This window comes from Mesorhizobium sp. P3_A8, assembly GCF_056402995.1.
In genome coordinates, this window is sequence record NZ_JBFUGI010000013.1 from 67,379 (window position 1) to 89,784 (window position 22,406).

19 protein-coding genes are annotated in these 22,406 nt (G+C 62.9%); 9 read left to right on the forward strand and 10 right to left on the reverse strand.

From position 1 onward, the window contains the following. The first annotated feature begins 35 nt into the window (after positions 1-35). The 3 genes from AC1DX4_RS27145 to AC1DX4_RS27155 all read left to right on the forward strand — a co-directional run bounded on the left by AC1DX4_RS27145 (position 36) and on the right by AC1DX4_RS27155 (position 3,613). The gene (locus tag AC1DX4_RS27145; protein WP_477223231.1) at positions 36-1,118 is read left to right on the forward strand and encodes an ABC transporter substrate-binding protein; all 1,083 of its coding nucleotides are present in this window, start codon (positions 36-38) and stop codon (positions 1,116-1,118) included. A 111-nt stretch (positions 1,119-1,229) separates the two neighbouring features. Further along, the gene (locus AC1DX4_RS27150; protein WP_477223232.1) at positions 1,230-2,306 is read left to right on the forward strand and encodes an extracellular solute-binding protein; all 1,077 of its coding nucleotides are present in this window, start codon (positions 1,230-1,232) and stop codon (positions 2,304-2,306) included. Then, the gene (locus AC1DX4_RS27155) at positions 2,303-3,613 is read left to right on the forward strand and encodes a flavin monoamine oxidase family protein (RefSeq protein WP_477223233.1); all 1,311 of its coding nucleotides are present in this window, start codon (positions 2,303-2,305) and stop codon (positions 3,611-3,613) included. Before AC1DX4_RS27150 ends, AC1DX4_RS27155 begins: the two co-directional genes overlap by 4 nt. Here the strand turns inward: AC1DX4_RS27155 and AC1DX4_RS27160 are convergent. Genes AC1DX4_RS27160 through AC1DX4_RS27170 form a run of 3 tightly spaced genes read right to left on the reverse strand, consistent with a single transcriptional unit; the run spans position 3,577 to position 6,438 of the window. Beyond that, positions 3,577-4,650: an ABC transporter ATP-binding protein gene (locus tag AC1DX4_RS27160; RefSeq protein ID WP_477223387.1), complete on the reverse strand. Its 1,074-nt coding sequence runs from the start codon at positions 4,648-4,650 to the stop codon at positions 3,577-3,579. The genes AC1DX4_RS27155 and AC1DX4_RS27160 overlap by 37 nt on opposite strands. Positions 4,651-4,702: 52 nt before the next feature. Continuing rightward, on the reverse strand, positions 4,703-5,524 hold the full coding sequence (locus AC1DX4_RS27165) for an ABC transporter permease (protein WP_477223234.1): 822 nt from the start codon (positions 5,522-5,524) through the stop codon (positions 4,703-4,705). Beyond that, complete coding sequence (locus AC1DX4_RS27170; RefSeq protein ID WP_477223235.1) at positions 5,521-6,438, reverse strand: ABC transporter permease; 918 nt, start codon at positions 6,436-6,438, stop codon at positions 5,521-5,523. The genes AC1DX4_RS27165 and AC1DX4_RS27170 overlap by 4 nt, the downstream gene beginning before the upstream one ends. Positions 6,439-6,694: 256 nt before the next feature. On the opposite strand from AC1DX4_RS27170, the gene AC1DX4_RS27175 reads away from it, so the two are divergent. After that, positions 6,695-8,113, forward strand: coding sequence for an aminotransferase (locus AC1DX4_RS27175; RefSeq protein WP_477223236.1), 1,419 nt, complete (start codon positions 6,695-6,697; stop codon positions 8,111-8,113). Between the two features lie 296 nt (positions 8,114-8,409). Here AC1DX4_RS27175 and AC1DX4_RS27180 read toward each other — a convergent pair whose 3' ends face one another. After that, on the reverse strand, positions 8,410-9,579 hold the full coding sequence (locus AC1DX4_RS27180; protein WP_477223237.1) for a calcium-binding protein: 1,170 nt from the start codon (positions 9,577-9,579) through the stop codon (positions 8,410-8,412). 178 nt (positions 9,580-9,757) lie between these two features. Next, entirely contained in the window at positions 9,758-10,960 is a 1,203-nt protein-coding gene (locus tag AC1DX4_RS27185) for an aromatic ring-hydroxylating oxygenase subunit alpha (protein WP_477223238.1), read from the reverse strand. 496 nt (positions 10,961-11,456) lie between these two features. On the opposite strand from AC1DX4_RS27185, the gene AC1DX4_RS27190 reads away from it, so the two are divergent. After that, on the forward strand, positions 11,457-11,867 hold the full coding sequence (locus AC1DX4_RS27190) for a hypothetical protein (RefSeq protein WP_477223239.1): 411 nt from the start codon (positions 11,457-11,459) through the stop codon (positions 11,865-11,867). A 121-nt stretch (positions 11,868-11,988) separates the two neighbouring features. On the opposite strand, the gene AC1DX4_RS27195 is transcribed toward AC1DX4_RS27190, so the two are convergent. Together AC1DX4_RS27195 and AC1DX4_RS27200 are read right to left on the reverse strand one after the other, a co-directional pair. After that, positions 11,989-14,076 carry a PAS domain S-box protein gene (locus AC1DX4_RS27195; protein WP_477223240.1) on the reverse strand — a complete coding sequence of 696 codons (2,088 nt, stop codon included), beginning with the start codon at positions 14,074-14,076 and terminating at the stop codon, positions 11,989-11,991. A 107-nt stretch (positions 14,077-14,183) separates the two neighbouring features. After that, entirely contained in the window at positions 14,184-14,957 is a 774-nt protein-coding gene (locus AC1DX4_RS27200; protein ID WP_477223241.1) for a response regulator, read from the reverse strand. 45 nt (positions 14,958-15,002) lie between these two features. Here AC1DX4_RS27200 and AC1DX4_RS27205 point away from each other — a divergent pair, with 45 nt between their 5' ends. Next, the gene (locus AC1DX4_RS27205) at positions 15,003-15,704 is read left to right on the forward strand and encodes a winged helix-turn-helix domain-containing protein (RefSeq protein WP_477223242.1); all 702 of its coding nucleotides are present in this window, start codon (positions 15,003-15,005) and stop codon (positions 15,702-15,704) included. 68 nt (positions 15,705-15,772) lie between these two features. Here the strand turns inward: AC1DX4_RS27205 and AC1DX4_RS27210 are convergent, their stop codons facing one another. Next, positions 15,773-15,940 carry a hypothetical protein gene (locus AC1DX4_RS27210; protein ID WP_477223243.1) on the reverse strand — a complete coding sequence of 56 codons (168 nt, stop codon included), beginning with the start codon at positions 15,938-15,940 and terminating at the stop codon, positions 15,773-15,775. A gap of 65 nt (positions 15,941-16,005) precedes the next feature. Between AC1DX4_RS27210 and AC1DX4_RS27215 the strand changes: the two genes are divergently transcribed. Both AC1DX4_RS27215 and AC1DX4_RS27220 read left to right on the forward strand, forming a co-directional pair. Further along, positions 16,006-16,389 carry a hypothetical protein gene (locus tag AC1DX4_RS27215; RefSeq protein WP_477223244.1) on the forward strand — a complete coding sequence of 128 codons (384 nt, stop codon included), beginning with the start codon at positions 16,006-16,008 and terminating at the stop codon, positions 16,387-16,389. 274 nt (positions 16,390-16,663) lie between these two features. Further along, positions 16,664-17,119 (forward strand): L,D-transpeptidase, encoded by a 456-nt coding sequence (locus tag AC1DX4_RS27220; protein ID WP_477223245.1) that lies wholly within the window; start codon positions 16,664-16,666, stop codon positions 17,117-17,119. A gap of 158 nt (positions 17,120-17,277) precedes the next feature. Here AC1DX4_RS27220 and AC1DX4_RS27225 read toward each other — a convergent pair whose 3' ends face one another. Further along, entirely contained in the window at positions 17,278-20,361 is a 3,084-nt protein-coding gene (locus AC1DX4_RS27225; protein WP_477223246.1) for an efflux RND transporter permease subunit, read from the reverse strand. Beyond that, complete coding sequence (locus tag AC1DX4_RS27230) at positions 20,358-21,716, reverse strand: efflux RND transporter periplasmic adaptor subunit (RefSeq protein ID WP_477223247.1); 1,359 nt, start codon at positions 21,714-21,716, stop codon at positions 20,358-20,360. The genes AC1DX4_RS27225 and AC1DX4_RS27230 overlap by 4 nt, the downstream gene beginning before the upstream one ends. A gap of 145 nt (positions 21,717-21,861) precedes the next feature. Between AC1DX4_RS27230 and AC1DX4_RS27235 the strand changes: the two genes are divergently transcribed. Continuing rightward, on the forward strand, positions 21,862-22,395 hold the full coding sequence (locus AC1DX4_RS27235) for a TetR/AcrR family transcriptional regulator (protein WP_477223248.1): 534 nt from the start codon (positions 21,862-21,864) through the stop codon (positions 22,393-22,395). Positions 22,396-22,406 lie beyond the last annotated feature (11 nt).

Here is a 22,406-nt window from a genome sequence, read left to right on the forward strand (position 1 = left end):
CCAAGACCGGCAAGACCAAAAGAGGATGGAACAGCATGAAAAAACTTAGCCGACGCCTGACATTGACATTGGCGCTGGGCGGCGCGCTTGCGGCTTCGGCGGCAGCGTTCGCCGTCGCCGCCGACAAGGACCTGATCGTGTTCGACTGGTCCGGTTATGAGGATCCGAGCTTTCACCCGAAATATGTCGAGAAGAACGGCGATTCGCCGACCTTCGCCTTCTTCGGCGACGAGGACGAGGCGTTCGAGAAGGTGCGCGCCGGCTTCAAGGCCGATCTCGGCCACCCCTGCTCGCAGAGCGTGACGAAGTGGCGCGAGGCAGGCCTGCTGCAGCCGCTCGACACCTCGAAGATATCAGGCTGGAAGGACCTCAATCCCGGCATCATGGCGATGAAAAATCTCGCCACGACCGATGACGGCAAGGCGTGGTTCATGCCGTGGGACTGGGGCAACACGCAGCTTACCTACAACTCCTCCAAGATCGATGCCAAGGACGTGCAGTCGCTGAAGGCCTTCGCCGATCCGAAGTTCAAGGGCCGGGTGTCGATCGGCGACAATGTCGACGACGCCTATGCGTTGGCGAGCTTGGCCATCGGCCTGAGGGACTGGACCAAGATGACGGATGACCAGTTCAAGCAGGCGTCCGACTTCCTGCGCCAGGTGCACAAGAACGTCCGCTCCTACTGGACCGACACCACCGACATCGTGCAGCTGTTGAGCGGCGGTGAGGTCGACCTCGCCTGGGCCTGGAACGATGCGACTGTGCAGTCCGTCAAGGCAGGCGTGCCGATCAAGTCCGTAAAGGATACCAACGAAGGCATCTCGACCTGGGTCTGCGGCTATGTGCTGTTCAAGGACGCGCCCGGCAACGTCGACAAGGCCTATGATTATCTGAACGCCGTCAACGATCCGGAGACCGCCAAGATCTTGGTCAAGGACTGGGGCTATGGCCAGGCCAACGCCAAGGGCATGGCCGGCGTCGATCCGGCGATCCTGAAGGAAAAGGGCTATGACGACGTGCAGAAGTTCGTCGACAAGACACTGTTCCAGTCGCCGCTGCCGTCCGACCTCAAGCTGAAGATGATCGCCGAATTCGAGAAGATCAAAGCCGGGTATTGATCCCGTCCCGACTGCCCGTCCGTCGCCGACAGCGCGGGCGGACGGGCCTCGCCAAAGCGGATGATTTCTCCTAACCTCGCAGCAGCTTTTTCGCGATGGGGGAGTTTCGCCATGACGTCAGTGCTACGCCGCCTTGCCCTTGCAGCAGCGTGTGTGATCGGCGCCGGCGCGGTCTATGCCTGGGCGGAAGGCGGCGGCGATCTCGTGGTGTTCGACTGGTCCGGCTACGAGGATCCTCTGCTGCATCCCGCCTACACGGCCAAGCACGGCGCCGAGCCGACCTTCGCCTTCTTCGGCGACGAGGACGAAGCTTTCGAAAAGATGCGGGCGGGGTTCAAGACCGACATTGCGCATCCCTGTTCGCAAAGCGTTGCGAAATGGCGTGACGCGGGCCTGTTGCAGCCGCTCGACACCTCCCGGATTGCCGGCTGGAAGGATCTCAATCCCGGCATCATGGCGATGAAGAACCTCGCCACCACGGCCGACGGCAAGGCCTGGTTCATGCCGTTTGACTGGGGCAATACGGCACTGCTCTATCGCACCGACAATGTGACGGCTCAAGAGGCGCAGTCGCTGCGGATCCTCGCCGATCCGAAGTTCAAGGGCCGCGTCACCATCGGCGACAATGTCGACGATGCCTACGCGCTGGCGAGCCTGGTCATCGGCCTGAAGGACTGGACCAAGATGACCGACGCGCAGTTCAAGGAGGCGTCCGACTTCCTGCGCCAGGTGCACAAGAATGTCCGTCTCTACTGGACAGACTCGAGCGACATCGACCAGGCGTTCTCCGGCAATGAGGTCGATCTCGCCTGGGGCTGGGGCCAGACACTGATCGCGATGAATGGGCAAGGTGTTCCCGTCGCCATGAACCGCGACACCAGGGAAGGCATGTCGACCTGGGTGTGCGGCTACGTGCTGATGAAGGACGCGCCGGGCAAGCTCGACCAGGCCTATGATTTCCTGAGCGCGGTCAATGCGCCGGACATTTCGAAATACATGGTGACGACGTTCGGCTACGGCCATGGCAACAGCGCCGGCATGGCCGCGATCGACCACAAGGTGCTGGCCGAGCGCGGTTTCGACGACATCGACAAATTCCTCGACAAGACGCTGTTCCAGCAGCCGGTCGCGCCCGAACTCAAGAAGCGCATGGTCGACGAGTTCGAGAAGATCAAGGCCGGCTATTGAAGAGCGAGCTGGAAAGAACCGACGTCGTCATCGTCGGTGCCGGCTTCACCGGCCTGTCGGCGGCGCTTGAGCTGAAGCAGGCCGGCGTCGGCTTCCTGTTGCTTGAAGCACGCGACCGCGTCGGCGGGCGGGTCGAGGCGATCCGCAACGGTCTTGGCGAGCGCATCGACAGCGGCGGCCAATTCCTGTGCGAGGACATGCCGGAGGTGATGGCGCTGGCGAGGGCGCGAGGCAAGACATTCGTCGAAACCTATGTCGAGGGCGATTTCATCACCCATCCGTCGATGTCGGCCAAGGACGCCAAGCGGACCTATCACGGCGCCATGGCGATCCGCGAGCGGATGAATGGTATCGAGCCGGACGACCCGTCGATAGAAGGCATGACCGTCGCCGCCTGGCTGGAACAGCAGCATGATCCCATCGATGCCAAGACGGCTTTCCGGTCGATGATCGAAGGCCTGTGGTGCCTGCCGATGGACAGGGTGCCGCTCTGGTACCTGATCGACAATGACCGACGCATCACCAACGAGGTGCCGGAGCTGCAATATTCTCTGCGCGAGACGATGCAGTCGCTGGCCGAGGATCTTTCTGACGACCTCGGCGACCGGGTGCTGTTGAATGAGCCGGTCCTGCGCATCGAGCATGGGCCGCAAGGCGTTCGTGTCGTCTCGGCCAACGGCGCGATCGAAGCGCGTCAAGTGCTGGTCGCCCTGCCGCCGGCGACGGCCGCGAAGCTCGATTTCGCGCCCGCCTTGCCGCCCTCTCTCGGGCACGCGCTTGGCGTCTGGGAAAGCGGGGCGGTGATCAAGATCCTGGTGCGCTATTCCCGGCCGTTCTGGCGCGAGCGGGACTTGAGCGGCATGGTGATGTGGCGCGACCTGCCGGGACTGTTTGCCTGCGACGCCAGCAAGGACGCGGAGCATGCAGCGCTCGTCGTTTTCATCGGCGGCCCGCTCGCGCTGCGCTGGCGTGCGCTCGACGCGGCGGGGCTGCGTGCGGAAGTGACCACCCGATTGCAGGAAGCACTCGGGCCGGATGCCGGAGATGTCATCGATTTCAGGTCGCGCGACTGGATACAGGACCGCTGGAGCGGCGGGGCCTACAGCGACCTCATTGTCGACGTGACGGCGAGGGATTCCGAGCGGACGATTCTTGGCGGTGCATCGCCAGTCCATTTCGCCGCTTCGGAACTGTCGCCGTCATTCCCGGCCTATGTCGAGGGTGCGATCGTTGCGGGACGCATCGCGGCGCGCAAGATCGTGGCGCAGCTTCAGTCGCCCATCGCCACCAGCGCCTCGGGATCGTAGGCGAGGCGTATCGGGGTGCCGACCGGAATGTCGTCGGCGCCGAAATCGTTGGTTTCGGTTACCGACAGTGGCTTTTCCAAGCCCGGTATCTCGACGATCAGGTGGGTGATCTCGCCGAAATAGTGGCGTTCGACCACCTTGCCGGCGACCTCGAACTTTGCCGTCGCATTGTCCCACAGCACGCGCAGGCGTTCGGGGCGGATGCCCAGCGTGGCGCCGCCGCCATTGCGCACGAAAGCCTTCGGCTTCTCGGTCTTGACGCGGCCGAAGCCCAGCGTGTCGACGACCAGCGAGGTGCCGTTCTCCTCGACGATCTCAGCCTTGACGAAGTTCATGCCGCCGAGGAAGTCGGCGACCTGGCGGTTGACCGGCCGCTGGTAGATTTCCTTGGGCGAGGCGACCTGTGCGATCTTGCCGCCGAACATCACGGCGATGCGGTCGGACATGGCGAGCGCCTCATACTGGTCGTGGGTGACCAGCACGAAGGTGATGCCGACCGCCTGCTGCAGCCGGCGCAGCTCGACCTGCATCTGCTCGCGCAGCTTCTTGTCGAGTGCCGACAGCGGTTCGTCGAGCAGCAGCACCTTGGGCCGCATGACCAGCGCGCGGGCGAGCGCCACGCGCTGACGCTGGCCGCCGGAAAGCTCTGTGGCTAGCCGTTTGCCAAGCCCGGTCAGCGACACCTGCGCCAGCGCTTCCTCGACGCGGCGCTTTTCCTCGCCGCCCTGCAGCCTAAGCCGCTTCAGCCCATAGGCGACGTTCTGCTCGACATTGAGGTGCGGGAAGATCGCATAGCTCTGGAACACCATATTGGTCGGCCGGCGGTTGGCCGGAATGCCTTCCATCGGTTGGCCGCCGACGGCGATCGAGCCGCTGGTCGGGTTGTCGAAGCCAGCGATCATGCGCAGCAGCGTGGTCTTGCCGCAGCCGGACGGGCCGAGCAGCGAGAAGAACTCGCCCTCGCGGATGGTCAGGGACGCGTCGTCGAGCGCCTTGAACGATCCATAGCTGCGGGTGACGTTGCGGATCTCGATCATGGCCCGATCGGATTGGGCTCGCTCGGATTGGGGGCGCTCGATCTGCGGCTGTTCAGGCATAGAGGCCTCCCTCGTTCTGGGTGCGTCTGGCCGCGCGGCGACGCAGGATTTCGGCGACGGTCATCAAAAGGAAAGAGGCAACCAGAAGCAGCGTGCCCAACGCCAAAACGCCCGGCAGTTTCGAGGCGAAACGCAATTGGCCCCAGATGTAGATAGGCAATGTCGCCTCGGTGCCGGTCAGAAAGAAGGCGATGATGAACTCGTCCAGCGAAATGGTGAAGCACACCAGCAGGCTGGAAATGATCGCCGGCGCCACCATCGGCAACGTCACGCGCCGGAAGGTGCCGAAGGCGCTTTCGCCGAGATCGGCGGAGGCTTCCTCCAGGCTGCGGTCGAAGCCTTCGAAGCCGGAGGTCAGCACCGTCATCGAATAGGGAATGCAGACCAGGACATGGCCAAGCACGACGGTGAACAGCGACAGGCTGAGGCCCAATTGCAGCATCACCAGCAGCATCGAGATGGCGACGATCACCTCGGGCAGCACCAGCGGCGCCATGATCAGGCCGTTGATGGTGCGGCGGCCGGGATAGCGGTAGCGAGTGATCGAACGGGCGGCGAGGATGCCGAGCACCGTAGCGAGGATCGAAGCCGAGACACCGACTTTCAGGCTGTTCCAGGCGGCGTCGAGCAGGGCCGGCGTATGCGGCAGGTCCGCATACCACTGCAGCGTGAAGCCGGTGAGCGGGAATTTCGGCGTTGGCGCCGCGTTGATCGAGAAGATCGGCAGGAAGATGACGGGCAGATAGAGGAAGACGACATAGAGGAACGCATAGACGGACAGCCAGCCGCCCGACAGGAAACGCCGCGCCCTCATCGTGCCAGCCTCTGCAGTGCGCGTATGATCAGCACCGTGGCGCCGGCCATCAGGGTGACGATCAGCATGGTGGTGACGGAAAGCGCGGCCCCCAACGGCCAGTTGGCCGCCTTGCCGAACTGCGCCTGGATGGCGTTGGCGATCATGACGCCGTCCTTGCCGCCGACCAGCTTCGGTGTGACGTAGTCGCCGACCGTCGGGATCATGACGATCAGCGCCGCCGAGATGACGCCCGGCGCCGACAGCGGCAAGGTCACGCGCAGGAATGAGCGCAAGGGACCGTCGCCGAGATCGGTGGCTGCTTCGACCAGCGTGCGGTCGACCTTTTCCAGCGAGACGAAGATCGGCAGGATGGCGAAGGCCGCCCATGCATGGGTGAGCGTGATGATGACGGCGGTCGAATTGTAGAGCAGCGCCGTCGATGGCTCATCGATGATGCCGAGGCCCATCAGGCCGGAATTCAAGACGCCGTTGTAGCCGAGGATGACCTTCCACGACATGACGCGCAGGAGATAGCTGGTCCAGAACGGGATGGTGATGAGGAACAGCCACAGGCTCTTGTGACGGCCGCCATGGAAGGAAATGAAGTAGGCGATCGGGTAGGCGAGGATCACGGTGAACAGGCTGACCGTCAGCGAGATGTAGAGCGAGCGCCAGAGGAGATCGCGGTAGATCGGCTCGGTCAGCGCGACGCGGTAGTTTTCCAGCGTGAATGTGCGGTCGATGGTGAGATAGTGCTGCGTCCAGAAGGAGTGAGCGATGACCACCAGGATCGGCAGCACCAGCAGGATGAGGGCGTAGAGAAAGGTCGGACTGATCAGGGCAAAGCCCTGGACGGGCTCGGATTGCAGAAGGGCATTTCGTCTGGCCCGCGTCATGCGCCACGGGGGCGACCCTTCCACAGCCGCCGTCATTGCAGGGCCCCGGGCGTGATCTCGGTTGCGGGCTTGGACTTTTCCGCCATGCGGCATCCCATTGTGCTGACGCCGACTGTCGTTCCCCTTGCCGGCTTTCTTTCATCATGCGCGCATCCGTGGATTGAAATCAAGCGCTATTTCTGAGATATTGATTGAACGGACATTCAAAATTAGGTGAAGAAAGCCGCCATTTCCGGCCTTTGCCGCCGAATTTGAGGTCCAGGAAAAATTCGATAGAGATGTGGAGACGACAATGGCTGCGGTGAGAGACCTGAAGGCGACCGAACCGGCAACGCTTGGGGATGACGATGCCGTTGAACTGGCCAAGCGCCATCTTATCCAGCCCTGGCCGTACGCTGGTTCTGTCGGTGCGGAAGCTCGCGCACTGATCGGCGAGGGCGACGGCATCTACATCACCGACAGCACCGGCAAGCGGCTGATCGACGGGCCTGCCGGCATGTGGTGCGTCAATGTCGGCCACCGCCGCGAGGAACTGGCCAGGGTGATGTACGACCAGGCGATGGCGCTGTCCTACAACACGCCCTGGTACACCATGAACGCGCCGTCGGCCGAACTTGCCATGCGCATCGCCGGCCACGCGCCGGGCGATCTCAGCCATGTCTTCTACACAACCGGCGGTTCTTCGGCCGTCGAGACGGCGCTGCGCTTCATGCAGTTCTACAACAATGTGCGCGGCCGCCCGGAAAAGAAGCTGATCCTGTCGCGCGGCGGCGCCTATCACGGCTCGACCTATCTGTCGGCCTCGCTCAACGGCCGTCCGCGCGACCGCGACTGGATGGACGGCGCCGACGAGCTGGTGATCAAGCTGTCCTCGCCCGATCCGTTCCGCCGTCCGCACGGCATGAGCCTTGCCGCCTTCACCGATTTCCTGGTCGATCAATTCCGCGATACGGTCGCCCGCGTCGGCGCCGACAAGATCGGTGCTTTCGTCGGCGAGCCGGTGCAGGCATCGGGAGGCGTCGTGATCCCGACGGACGGCTATCTCAAGCGCATCCGCGAAATCTGCCGCGACAACGACATCCTCTATGTCTCCGACGAGGTGGTGACGGGCTTCGGCCGGCTTGGCCATGTCTTCGCTTCGGGCGAGGTGTTCGGCATCGATCCCGACATGATCACCTTCGCCAAGGGCGTCACCTCGGGCTATTTCCCGCTCGGCGGCGTCATCATTTCGGAACGGCTGCTGCAGGAGTTGCGCCGCTCGAACCATCCCGACGCCATGTTCGGCCATGGCCTGACCTACACAAGCCACCCTGTCGGCTGCGCCGTGGCGCTGAAAAACCTCGACCTGCTGGAAGAAGGCGTGCTTTCCCACACGCAAGCGGTCGCGCCCTATTTCCAGGCGCAGTTGAAGACGCTGGAAGAGCTGCCGCTGGTCGGCGAGGTGCGCGGCGTCGGGTTGATGGGCTGCGTCGAATGTGTTGCGGACCGCGAAAGCAAGGACCCGCTGCAACTCGACAAGGATGTCGGCAAACGCATCGACGCCCATTGCCACGAACTTGGCTTGCTGGTGCGGCCGCTGATCAACATGTGCGTGATGTCGCCGCCGCTGATCATCACGCGCGAGCAGATCGACGACATGGTCGGCATTCTGCGCGAGGGTATTTCGCGGACTATGGATGATCTCAGAAAAGAAGGCGTGTGGCGGGGGTGAGGCTTCTTCCTTCTCCCCGTTTCACGGGGAGGTGAGGAAGGTCCGCGCAGCGGACGAAAAGCCAATTGCTTGGCTTTTCGAACGACGAACGCCCTAAGGGCGGATGAGGGGCGGCGCCAGCGTTGGCGATTGGTCGCATCGGTAAATGCGTCGTCGGTCCAACGCGATAATCCTCGCAAGCACAGTGCTGCACCTCACCTGCCTGCCGGCATCCTCTCCCCGTATAGTGACGGGCATAGGGGTGCTCTCGTCAACGGTTTCGCCCAATTATCCGCGCCCGCGCTTTTGGCGGCGAACTATTCCCACGGCATTTTTACGGGCTGATCGGCGGCGCGGATAAGGAGCGTCCTTCCATCCCGGGGAGTATCGAAGGCCAGCTTGGCCCCGGCCATGGCACCCGTCAGCTTGACGGTCATGGTGTCGGCGCTGTCCGAAAAGCCGATGGTCAGCGTGCCGTCGTCGTTCTGGGTGACCATTGCATTGGCCATGTCCAGACGCTGCGTGCCGTCATCGTTAAAGCGCGAGATCGCCAGTGCTCCATTGGTCTCGATCTGGTCCTGGCCTTCGCCATTGACCAGAAAAACATGCGCGGCGCGGTCGCCGGTGTTGTTCAGGACGATCCTGTCATCGCCTGCGCCGCCGTGGACGGAGGCGATCTTGTCACCGGTGATGACGATCGTGTCATTGCCGTCACCGCCATCGACATCGCTGACATCGGAGGCCGTGATTTGCAGCAGGTCGTTGCCGTCTTCGCCATGCACGCGCGAGGCGCGCTCGGCGCTCACGGTCACGGTGTCATCGCCCGATCCGGCATATATCTGGTCCAGGCCGCGTGCGGCCACATTGATCGTGTCGTGACCGTCGCCGCCATAGACATGGCTCACGCCGGCGGCGGCGATGGCGATTTGGTCGTTACCGTCACCGCCATCGACTAGCCAGACGGAGCGGCCGGAGCTTATGGCAATGGCATCATTGCCGCTGCCGCCATAGACGCGGCTCACCTGAGATGCCGCCGCCAGAGCGATGCTGTCATTGCCGGCGCCACCGTTGATGACGTCTATGCCGCGGTCGAATGGTTCCTGCCCGGCCTGTGTGCTGGTAATTGCAATGGCGTCGTTGCCGTCGCCGCCATCAATGTTGGTGGCGCTGCCGTGCGCGGCGATCGAGATCGCATCATCGCCATTACCGGCGTAGATGCGGCTGACAGAGGTCAGTATGCGGCCGTCCCAATTCGTGAGGCCGCCCGAGGTGCGGATGGCGATCACGTCATTGCCGGCGCCGGTGTCAACGTTGTCGGCCTCGTTGGCGTCTATGGATACCGCGTCGTTGCCGCTCCCGGTCGACATGCTGACGGTTGCGCCCTGTGCCTGGGCGGCGACGGCGGTGTTGCCCTTCGCGTCCATGAGGATGCGGATGATCGTCGAGACCGCCTTGCTGGAGCGATCGTCGCCCAACAACGCAGGCATTGCCGACAGATCACGGCCGGATGCTTTGGAGTTTACGCCCTGCAGGAGCTGGACGGCCAGGCCTGCCGTAGGATTGGTCCGAAGTGGTGAAATGCTCGACATGCCCGGGTCCGACGGCCAGTGGCGGCCGATCCCACACTATCGTGCCTTTGGTTATCAAACGGTGATAGGCAGCGTCCTACGATCGTGACCTGAGCGCGTCGTTCAGATTCCACATGTCCTTCTCCTCGGGCGCCGTCTCCAGCCCCAGCACCGGCAGCATCTTGCGCAGATGGTCGTGGTGGGTGCGCACGCCATATTCGAGGTCGGAGAGATAGAAACCCTCGAAAGCTTCGGACAGCATGGATTCGTTCGACCACACCGACAGCTGTACATCTTCCGACATGGTGTCGCGGTCGATGCGGAAGGAAAGGTAGCGGGCGGCGGCCTGCTCGCGGCTTTCGTCGCGGTAACGGTAGATGGCGCCGCGCAGCAGGGTCTCACCCGTCGACAGCGGAAACTCCTGATAGAACTGCACGGATTCCGGCATCACCGAAATGACCGCATTGGGGAAGATGCCGTAGTAGACCCAGGCCTTCTTCAGATAGTCCGGCAGATGCGCCGGCTCGGGCGCGATCTTGACGTAGTTCTTGACGCTCCAGCGGCGGCCGGCATGCGGGTTGTAGGTGGCGAAGGAGCGTGAGACGCCGTTGATGAAGGGTTCGTCGAAATAGGTAGCGCCATAAAGATCCTGCAGGGCAGGATGCGCCATGGCGACGTGATAGCCCTCATTGTCGACATCACGCACCGACTTCCAGTTGACCGGGGTCTTCTGGCTCCAGATGCCCCAGGACGGCACCATGTCGGCGGCCTTGTAGTGCGCGAATTCGGGCTCGATCGGCTTCATCAGCTCGGCGACCGAAGGCTGCGGTCCGCCATTGCGGAAGCGGATGAAGATAAACCCCATCCAGACTTCGAGGTCGAGCTGCATCAGGCCGAACTCGGCCTTGTCGAGGTCGGGGAAGGAGCGCGGGCGCGCGGCGCCGCGCAGCGTGCCGTCGAGATTGTAGACCCAGCCATGGAACGGGCACACCAGCGCGTTCTTGCAATTGCCCTGGCTGTCGGCGACGACGCGGCTGCCGCGGTGGCGGCACATGTTGTTGAAGCCGCGCACGACGCCGTCCTTGCCGCGCACGATCAAGGCGCGTTCGCCGACCACGTCCATGGTCAGATAGTCGCCGGCGTTGGGCACGTCGCTGACATGACCGACGATCTGCCAGTGGTTGCGGAAGACATGCTCCTTCTCGAGCTCGAGAAGGGCATCGGAATGGTAACTCCAGCCCGGTAGCCCCCGCCGGTCCCAATCGTTGGGGATCGCCACGTCACGGAGGTGCGGGTTCATAAAACGTCTCTTCTTTTTGTTGAATAATCATTCAATAAAATCATATTTTGCATTGAAATGCAATGGCTTGTGAAAATGCTAAGGATTCCGAGGTGGGTTCCATGGATCGCCGGCGGAGGAATTCGATACGGCTGCTGCCTCAGAAAATCGCGGAGAATCCGGGTGTTAGCCCCGGTTCCGGAATGCCGTTTCCGCGCGGTTTCACAAAGCGTGCGAGCTGAAGAACGAGCCGCCTCGCCGGAGGCAAAACCGCTCCCCCCGCGTGGCCTGATCGGCTGTTCGGCAGGCGCCTGGTTCGGGACAGTCTGACGGGAGTCGATCCGGGATTCGCTTAACTCGGCAAAATGACAGCTGGAATGACCGATTTTGCCCGGTCTTGCCCGATTGCGCTGTTTCAATCTGGTTACATTGCCAGACCTGCGCCAATTTTGTGCTGTTACAAAGTGCGATTAAGTTCGTTTCATCATCAAAAAGAAACGCAGCGAAGGGGAAGGCAATGTATGCGAAAGCCGAGATCATCAGCAGCGAACACCGCCTCCAGGCTCCGGAGCGCGCTGACCGCCGCCCGAAGCTGGCCCTGCGCCAGCGCGCCAGCGACCACCCCATGGCCATGTTCATGGCGCTGGCTGCTTGCGCCTTCGCCGGCATGGCGTTCACGCCGACGGTTGGCCCGGCCTTCGCATCGCTAAATCCGCCGGCCAACGTCGTTGACGGGGCGCCGACGACGATCAAGACCGCTCGCCTGCCGATGCCGACGCTCGACTTTGCCTGCAAGGGGCAGTCCTGGGGCGCCGAGAGCGTCGATTGCCTGCGCGCGATCGCACAGCAGTCCGGGACGCACAAGACCCGTGCAATCCGCATGATCGCCAATGCCGCGCCGCTGACCAACACGCCAAACGTTTTCTGATTTTTGTCGAAGCGTGATCCCGAAACCGGTTCCCTCTTCGGGGTAATGCTCTGACCTCCCCGAGCGCTCCCTCCAGCGCTCCCTTCGGCTCCCGCCGCGCAATCGGCCGGGAGCCTTTTTTCTATCCGTTCAGTGCCGCTTGCTCGGCAATAGCTGAAAGTACGCTGCGCACATCCAGCGTGCTGAACGGCTTTTCCAGGATCTGCGGCCGCTGCGGCGCCGGCAAGGCTTCGATTTCCGCCTTGGCGCCGATCAGATCGCCGGTGACCAACACGAACCGCCGCGCCAGATCAGGCCTTTCGACGAGCAGCTCGCGGTAGATGGCTATGCCTGATATGCCGGGCATACGCAGATCCGAAAAGACGATGTCCGGCGGCATGTGGCCGCCCAGTGTGGCGGCGCCCGATTCCCAGACCGGCGCGATCCGTGACTTGATGCCCATCAATTCGAGAATGTCGGACAGCGAGCCGGCGACATCGGGCTCGTCGTCGATGATCAGGGCATGGCGCAGGCCGCTCGAGCGCGGCTGGGCTTCGCCGGCGGCGGCGATGCCGGCCGAAATGGCCGGCAACTGGACGACGAAACGCGCGCCTCTGGGCAGCACTTCCTCGAACCAGACATTGCCATTGTGCCGTTCGATGATCGATTTCGAGATCGACAGGCCGATGCCGGTGCCCACACCAACAGGCTTGGTGGTGAAATAGGATTCAAAGATACGGTTGCGGATCGCTTCGGGAACGCCGGGCCCATTGTCTTCGACCGAGAAACCGGGCTTGCCCAGGTCGCTGCGGAACGTCCGCACCTTGATCAGCCGGTCGCCGGCAACACCGGCCAAAGCGTGCTGGCTGTTGATGAGGAAATTGGCCGCCACCTGCGTCACGTGGTCGGCGTCGGCCATGACCAGCAGCGGACCGGGCGCGAAATCGGTGTCGATGATGATGCCGCTCGAGCGCGCGCCATAGGCGGTCACCTCGAGGGCGGCGCGGATCACCTGATTGAGGTCGGTCTCGGCATGGGCTGCCGGATGAAGGCGGACCATCGACAGGAAGCTTTTGACGATGCGGCCGCAGCGCTCGGCGGCGGCGCGCACCTTCTCGGCGCGGACCTTGGTCTGCGGATCGGTGGCGAATTCGTGCAACAGCGTCGATTGCGCCACCACCACCGCCAGCGGGTTGTTGAGCTCGTGCGAGACGCCGGCGAGCAGCGAGCCCATCGCCGCCATCTTCTCGTTCTGGTGCAGCTTCTCGCGCTGCCGGTTGATCTCCTCCTCGGCGCGCAGCCTGTCGCGCAGGTCGCGGATCGAGCCGAAGATCAAGCGGCGGTCGGCGACCCGCATCTCGGTCGCCGTCAGCTCGATCGGGAACACCTCGCCGGCGGCATTCTGCGTTACGGTCTCGAGCCGCTGGCCGACCATCGGCGCGCCGCGGCCCGACATGTAGTCGGCGCCCGAGGTATAACCCTTGCGGTAGTATTCCGGCACGACAGTGTCGAGCAGGTCCTTGCCGAGGATGTCGCTGCGCTGGAAGCCGAACATCTTTTCGGCGGCAGGATTGAATTCGATGATCGATCCGGCCTCGTCGATGACGATGATGGCGTCGAGCGAGGCCTGCAGCATGGTGCGGCGGATCACTTCGCTGGCATGGGCGTCGGAGGGCGAGTGTTCGATGGCGTCGCCGATGGCGAGCGCGATGATATGCAGTGTTGCCTCTTCCTCGTCGGTCCACTCGCGCTCTTCGACGCAATCATTGACGGCGAGCGTGCCCCACAGATGGCCATGCGCGAAGACCGACACCGACAGGAACGACTTGATGTTCTGCTTTTCGAAGTCGGTTCTGAGGAAGCCGCTGAGATTGCGCGTATGCCCGGCAAAGATCTTGCCTTGCCGTTCGTCCTCGGCCACGCGCTCCAGCAGTGGATCCGAATTGACGATCGACTGCATGATGACGGTCGGCGATGCAAGTTCCCCGCCGAAGTCAGGGTCGATCCAGTAGGCGGACACCGACTGGGCAAAACCCTGGCCGGGCAGTTCGCGCAGGCGAAACAGGATGCCGCGCTGGCACTCCATGGCGCGGCACAGGGTTTCCAATATGCCTTCCATCTCGCGCTGCCAGTCGCCGGCCTCGCGCAGCCGGCGAACGACGCGCACGGCCGCCATCGCCGCGCCCTGCCTGAAACCCTGTGTATCCGTGCTTGTCGCTTCGCCCGTCATTTTCAGCCGTTATTCCAAAGTCATGCCAATTCGGTCGGGCCAATCCGATCGGCCCAATTCGATCGGCGAGCAACGGCTGTGAACCTGAGACCCTGTGGGCCTGGCGCTCAGTTGCTGTCGCCGGTCGGCAGCGAGAAGATATAGCCTTCGCCGCGCACCGTGCGCAGAAATTTCGGGTTGGCCGGGTCCGCCTCGATCTTCTTTCTCAGGCGCATGATGCGGATGTCGACGGCACGCGACGATTCCGGATCCTCGGTGAAGCCGATGGCCTCAGAGATCGCGGCGCGCGTCAAAAGCCGGTTGGCGCGGGTCAGGAAAACCTCCAGCACATCGAATTCGCTCTTGGCCATGTCGATCACGGCGCCGTTGGTGCCGGTGACCAGCCTGCCGTCAAGATCGGCCTGGAACGGGCCGAAGGCGACGGAACGGCGGTCCGTCCTGGCTTTCCTGGCGAGCAGCTCCGTCGGCTCTGGAACGCGGCGCAGCACGCTGCGCACCCTCGCCAGCAGTTCGCGCAGTTCGTATGGCTTGACGATATAGTCGTCGGCACCGAGTTCCAGCCCGACGATGCGATCGAGCGCAGTGCCGGCGGCGGTCGCGTAAATGATGCCGATCGGCATTTTCGAGCGCAGCCAGCGGCCGAGCGACAGACCGTCCTCGCCCGGCATGGCGATGTCGAGAATGGCCAAATGGAAGGCTTGAGTCTCGATAAGGCTGCGCGCGGCGGCCGCGGTTTCGGCGGTCGCCACATCATAGCCGGCGGCGCCGAGATATTCGGCAACCGCGTCCCTCAGGTCGGGCTCGTCCTCGACGATAATAATTCTTGCCCGCACGATGCTCTCGCTCCCACTTTCAGTGGAAAGTAGATTGGGTATAAACATGATGTCCAGCACTCATATCCGGTTGCAAGGGAACGGTTGGAAAACATGGCCGCACGAGCCGTCATTGCGCTTGTTTCCGTCGCCGAGGTGGTGGCGACCGAACTTGGCGACCATCTCGAGCGGCGTGGCCATGATGTGCGCCAGGCCCGGCAGCCCTGGGAGGCGGAATCGCTGCTGGCGGGCGGGGGCATCGATGTCGTTGTCGTCGGTGACAGTCTCAGCCAGGCGGACGGGCGAGACCTGCTCAGGCGTTATGGCGGCGGAGGTGGGGGCGGCGAGGATGGGCCCGATTTCATCCTGATCTGCCGGCCGGCCGATCTCGTCGACAAGGTGCTGGCGCTCGAACTGGGTGCGGCCGACGTTGTCGAAAGCCCGCTCAATGTCAGGGAATTGGCCGCCCGGGTCGGCGGCCTGCTTTCGCGGCGCGGCAGGGGCACCCAGGAACTGATCGTGCTGGAGAACGCGACCGTCGATTTGAGATCGGCGATCGTCATGCATCGCTCCGGTAGCGAGGAACAGCTTTCGCCCGGTCAGGTGGCGCTGCTCAGGCTGTTCCTGGCCAGCCCCCGCAAGGTGCTGACGCGCGACGACATTATCGCCGCCGCACCGGCCGAGAACGCCGACGCCTTCGATCGCTCGATCGATTCGCGTATCGTGCGGCTGCGCCGCAAGCTCGACACCGAAACCATCACCACCATACGCGGCACCGGCTACCGGTTCGATCCGCCGCAGCAATTTGCCGACTAAAGGCTGGACACTCGGGCTATCTTTCTGGCTGAGCATCGGATGGTCCAACTCACCGACGCTCCCGAAACTCAGCGTATCACCAGCAGCGACGGCCCCGATGGCATGTCATTGGCCATGGCGATTTCGTTTGCGTGGGCCCGGTCCTTAAGGAGAACGGTGGCAAGGGCGGCAAAGCCGAGCAGGCCCTGGGCATAGAGCAATGCGGAAAGCACCGAGGCCGCGAATTTCGTTTTCATCGTTCCAACTCCCCAGAAATGCCAATTCTTCAAAATGTCGCGGGTCGCTTCAGGAAACTCCCGAAGTGCCCGCGCCGCCCACGGAGCCCCCCGTCGCGGCGCGGGCCTTCGGTCCTCTCGGCAGCAAGTTGCCGGAGGGGCCGCGCAATGCCAGCAACCGAAGGCCAACCCGCCAGAGGGCCATCAATCGGGCGATGCGCAGGCTGGAAACAATCCAGACCGTGGCGGAAAACAGAGCGACGTGCAGGGTAGAGATCTCACTCGAACTCATCGCCGCCAGCCTTGCCGCGGGGCCACCGGCAACCGTGCCGACACCGCCGATGACCGCTGCCGTGATGCTGATCCTGAAGAGCCAGGACTGTGTGTTCGTTTTCGTTCCCATGGTCGTTGCCGTCTGCTTTCGTTGCGTCAACTTTGCTTCCGGCCCGTATCCGCATCATGCCGCCTGAAGCAGCGTTTTGTTGCAGGTTGGTTTCGAGATTGAGCTCTACCCTTTCATATAGAAGGTATTCGAACTTTCGTTTCGCGGGAAATACGTATGTGTGCTGTGTCTCATTCCGTTTTGCGGGCGAGGCCGCTGTCGCCATGACCGCCTGCTTGTTAACCAGAGGAAACAGATTCGAAACACAAACGAGCATTTCGCGAAATCTCTTCGAAACATGCCGCAGCGATAAGCCGCTCATCGAATTGCAGCCGGCCGAACCGGCAGAGAGAGGGGACATTATGCACACCACCATTTCCGCCAAGCTCATCAACATCACCGCCGCCGCGCTCACGGGTGCAGCACTTCTGTTCGGCGCCAACGCAGCGCACGCCGCCAACAAGATCGTGGCGCGGGTCTCGCTTTCACAGCAGGTCATGGAAGTCTCGGTCGATGGCCGGCCGACCTTCGCCTGGAAGGTTTCCACCGGCGACCGGGCGCATGTGACGCCGACGGGCTCGTTCAAGCCGACCCGCATGCATGAGATGTGGTATTCGAAGAAGTACGACAACGCGCCGATGCCGCACTCGGTGTTCTTCAGCGGCGGCTACGCGGTGCACGCCACCTATGCCATCAAGCGCCTCGGCCAGCCGGCCTCGCATGGCTGCGTGCGGCTGCATCCCGATAATGCCGCCGATTTCTACCAGCTTGTCGAGACCTTCGGACCCGACAACACCAGCATCGTCATCGTCAAGTAGCAGGCTGAGGAACGGGGCCGGCAGACTGTCGTGCCTGTTCAGGACTCCCTCCGGAACATTCCGGCGGTATTGAGCACCGCTCAAACCAGCGGTATCGAGCGCAGCCAAAAAAAGAGGCCGGGATTTTTCCGGCCTCTTTTTTGTTCTTCGGTTTTCTATCAGTCCTGGAGTGCCGGCATCAGCTTGGGATCCGGCTTTTCCGCCAAATGCGGCAGATCCTTGCTGGCGATGAACGTATAGAACATGGGCACGACGAAGAGCGTGAACATGGTGCCGACCAGGATGCCGGTGAAGATGACCAGGCCCATCGAGTAGCGGGCCGCCGCACCCGCGCCGCTCGACGTGATCAGCGGTACCACGCCAAGCGCCATAGCCGCCGTCGTCATCAGGATCGGCCGCAGCCGCACCTTGGCCGAGGCGATGATGGCGTCACGCCGCCGCATGCCATGCGCCTCACGCTGCTGGTTGGCGAATTCAACCAGCAGGATGCCGTGCTTGGTGATCAGGCCGATCAGCGTGATCAGGCCTACCTGCGTGTAGATGTTGAGCGTGCCGAGGCCGAGATTAAGCGGCACGATCGCGCCGAAGATCGACAGCGGCACCGCCATCATGATGATCAGCGGGTCGCGGAAGCTTTCAAACTGCGCCGCCAGCACCAGGTAGATGACAATGACGGCCGCTCCGAAAGCGATCAGGATGGTGTTGCCCTGTTCCTTCTCCTGCCGCGACTGGCCGGAATAGTCGATGAAGAAGGTGTCGGGCAGGCTCTCCCTGGCAATGTCTTCGAGGACTTTCAAACCGTCGCCTGTGGTGACGCCGGGCAGCGGCAGTGCGGAGATGGTCGATGAATTCAGCTGGTTGAACTGTTCGATTGCCGCCGGCGACGCATTGTTCGAAATCTTCACCACCGCCGACAGCGGCACCATCTCGCCCGTGACGCTGCGCACGAAATACTGGCCCAGCTTTTCGGGGTTGTCGCGGAACTCCTGCGGCACCTGCGGAATGATGTCGTAGCTGTTGGAGTCGCGGTCGAACTGCGCCACTTCGGCGCCGCCGACCAGCAGTGTCAGCGTCCGGCCGATATCGGCGATCGGCAGGTTCAGCGCCGCCGCGCGGTCGCGGTCGATGGTTACCGTCACCTGCGGCGAATCGTAAGACATCGAGTTCTGCACGACGATGAAGCGGCCGGAGGCCTGTGCCTTGTTCTTGATCTGCTCGGCCGCCTCGTACACTTCCGCGGAATCGCCGGTCGAACGCACCACCAGGGCGATCGGCAGGCCGCCACCGGAGCCCGGCAGCGTCGGCGGTGCGAAGACGAAGGCCTGGACACCCGCCACCTTTGCGATACGAGCGGTAATGTCGGCCTGCAGTTCCTTGGAATTGCGCTTGCGCTCCGCCCAATCCTTGAAGGCAAAACCGACAAAAGCGCTGTTCGTGGTGCCACCGAAGGCGACCGCCGAGAACTGCGCCCGCGTTTCCGGAATATCTCTCACCAGGCCGAGCATCTGGTTCACATAGGTTTCGGTATAGTCCGATGTCGCATAGGTCGGCGCAGTCACCAGCGAGAGCAGGAAGCCCTGGTCCTCTTCCGGCGCCAGTTCACTCGATGTCTTGGTGAACATGAAGCCGGTCACGCCGACCAGCGCCAGCACGATGATCAGCGTCAAAGGACGATAATTCAGCGAGCCGGTGACGGCCCGCTCATAGACATGCTCGACCCGCGCGAAAATGCCGTCGACAATGCGCTGGAAACGGCCTGGTGTACCCGCCTTCAAGAGGCGTGCCGACATCATCGGGGTGATGGTGACGGCGATGATACCCGACAGCACCACCGAGCCGGCGAGCGTGACCGCGAATTCGCGGAACAGCGCGCCGGTCAGGCCGCCGGTGAAGGCCAACGGTGCGAACACGGCGGCCAGCGTCATGGTCATGGCGACGATGGCCGAGGCGATTTCACGCATGCCGCTGAACGAAGCCTGCATTGGCGACATGTGGTCTTCTTCCATGTGGCGGTGGATGTTTTCCACCACCACAATGGCGTCGTCGACGACAAGACCGATCGCCAGCACCATGGCTAGCAGCGACAAAAGGTTGATCGAATAGCCCACCGCAAACAAAAGGAAGCAGACGCCGATCAGCGACAGCGGGATGGTGATGATAGGCATCATCACCGAGCGGAACGAGCCAAGGAACAAAAGGATGACCACAATGACGATGGCAACCGCTTCAGCGATGGTCTTGAACACCTCCTCGATCGAGGCGCTGATCTGTCCGGTCGCGTCGTAGACGACCTCGATCGTCATGCCTTTCGGCAGCGTTTCCTGAATCTGCGGCACGAGCTTGGTGAGCGCTGCCGCGGTGGTCAGCGGGTTGGCCGCCGGGGTCGGGAAGATGGCGAGGAAGGTGCCGGGCTTGCCGTTGAAGGAGACCCTGGTGTCGGTATTCTCCGCGCCGAGTTCGACGCGGGCCACGTCGCGCAGCCGAACCACATTGCCGTCGGTCGAACGCAGGGGCAGTTCGGCGAAGGCTTCCGGCGTCTGCAGCGTCGAGCGCACGGTGATCGACGAGACGACATATTCGTTCTGGGTGTTGCCAGGCGCCGACAGGAAGTTGGAATTGTTGATTGCCGCCAGCACTTCCGCCGCCGTCACGCCGCGCGCGGCAAGCCTGATCGGGTCGATCCAGACGCGCATCGAGTATTGTTGGGCGCCGAAGATCTGCACGTCGGCGACACCTTCGACTGTCGACATGCGGGGCCTGATGACGCGCTCGATATACTCCGTCAGCTGCTCCTTCGTCATGTTCGGATTCTGCATCGAGATGTACATCATCGCGAATTGCTGGCCGGTGCCCTTGACGATCACAGGGTCCTTGGAGGCGTCCGGCAAGGTGCCGCGCACGCCCTGGACCTTGGACAGCACCTCGGTCAGCGCCACGTCGGGGTTGGAGCCGAGCTTCATCTGCACCGTCACGGTGCTGGAGGATGGACGGCTGGATGAGGTGACGTAGTCGATGTTTTCCGTCGAGGCGACGGCACGCGCGATCGGGGCGGAAATGAAGCCCTGGATCAGGTCGGCGCTGGCGCCCGGATAGGCCGTCGTGATGGTGATCGCGGTTTCGTCTACCTTCGGGTACTGCCGGATGGACAGGTTGAAGATGCCCTGGAAACCCAGGAGCAGGATCATGCAGGCAAGGACCGTCGACAGGACGGGCCGGCGAATGAAAAGATCGGAAAAGCTCATTGCTGGTCGGCCTGCTTGTTCGCCGATTTGGTCGGATCGATGGTGTTGTCGACGTTGACGGTCATGCCGTTGAAGAGGCGGTTCTGACCGGCGGTGACGACCTCCTCGCCAGCCTTCAGCCCTTCGACGATCTCGACCATGCCTTGATTGCGGCGGCCGGGCTTGACGAAGACCTGCGACAGCACCAGCGCGGGCTTGTCGCCTTCCGCCGCCGGCTTGGCCGGGTCGGTCGCGGGTTTGGTCGCATCGGGAGCGGCCTTGTCCGCTGGCTTGGCCGCATCGGCGGCAGGCTTCGTGGCATCAGCCCCCGGCTTCGTCGCATCGGCTGCTGGTTTCATGGCATCCGCAGGCTTGGCATCCGCGGGCTTGGCGTCCGCCGGTTTGTCGCTTGCGGCGGCGGGCTGGGCCGGGGCGGCCACTGCGGGCTTGGCCGGCTGCACGACGAAAATAAAGTCGCCATAGAGGCTGGTGGTCAGCGCCGTCTGCGGCAGCGACAGGACATTCTGCTCCTCGGGCAGTTCGACGCGCACTTGCACGAACTGGCCAGGGGTCAACTTGCCGTCGGGATTGGCGACTTCCGCCCGGATGTTCACCAGCCGGCTGGACGGGTCGATCTTGGGGTCGATGCCGCGAATGGCGCCGGCGAACGGCATGTCCGAGCCGCTCAAGCCCAGCCGAACCGTCTGACCGATCTTGAGCAGCGGCAGCTGCTGTTCGGGAACCGAGAAGTCGACCCGCATCGTGTCGAGATCCTGCAGCGTCACCACCGAGGTGCCGGGCGACAGATATTGGCCGAGGTCGATCTTCGGGATGCCGACCGTGCCGGCGAAGGGCGCCGTCAGCTGCTTCTGGTCGAGTACGGCCTGCAGCCTGGTGACCTGGGATGCCGAGGCCGAGGCTGCCGCCCGCGCCGTGTCCAGCGTCGAGTCGGAGCCGACGCCACGCTTGGTCAGTTCGATGGCGCGGGCCAGCGATGTCTGATCGAGCGCGGCCTGCGCCTTCTGTGCGTCGAGATCGGCGCGCTCGACGGCATCATCGAGCTGCAGCAGAACTGCATTGGCCGCCACTTTCTGGTTCGCATGGAAAAGGATGTCCTTGACGATGCCGGTGGTCTCGACTGTCAGGTCGACACCGCGCACCGCCTTGACCGTACCGATCGCCTCGACGCCTGGTGTCCAGCTCGACGGCGTGGCGATGGTCGTCGACACGGTCGCCGCTGGCGGCTTCATGGTGGCGAAATACTGCTTGATGCCGTTGTCGCGCAGGAAGTTGAAGCCGACGATACCGCCGACCACGATGACGAGCACAGCCAGGACAACAATGATGAGAAAGATACGAAGTATGCGCTTGAACAAGGAAGTCCCCTCAGTCGAAATCCGGCGCGAAGCGCGGACATCGGGACACATATCGACTGCGGGTCCCGATTTCAAATAGTGGCGGTCTTACTGTACCGTCTGGACGGTCTTGTCAATTGGGCCTAAGCTTGCGAAGGGAGGCGCCATGAGAGCCCAACGACCGAATTCGCGCGAGAAGATACTCGCTGCGGCGGCTGATGTTGCCCGGGAATCCGGGCCCGGCAGCCTGTCGCTGGAAGCGGTGGCCAACCGCGCCGGCGTGTCGAAGGGCGGGCTGCTCTACAATTTCCCGACCAAGGCCAAATTGATGCAGGGTCTGGTCGAGGGCTATCTGCGCGATTTTGAGCAGGCGCTGGAAGCAGCCAGCAGCAACGACGATGGCAAAAATCCACTTGCCGTATATATCAGGCTGTCGGCCAATGATTGCGAGGAAAAGCAGCCCTCGGCCTCCTGGATCTTTTCGGCGATCGCCGAGGACCCCGATTTCATGACGCCGATAAAGACATTCAAGCGGCAGCTTTTCGAACGGCTGAAGGGCGAGACGCCGGATCTGAAGTCGCTGCTGGTCTGTTATCTCGCCATCGAGGGGCTGCGCAGCATGAACCTTTTCGATTCCGACGTGCTGTCGAAGGACGAGCGCGAGCTGCTGGTCGCATCCCTGCTGGAGATCGCCAAGTAGGCGGCATCAAG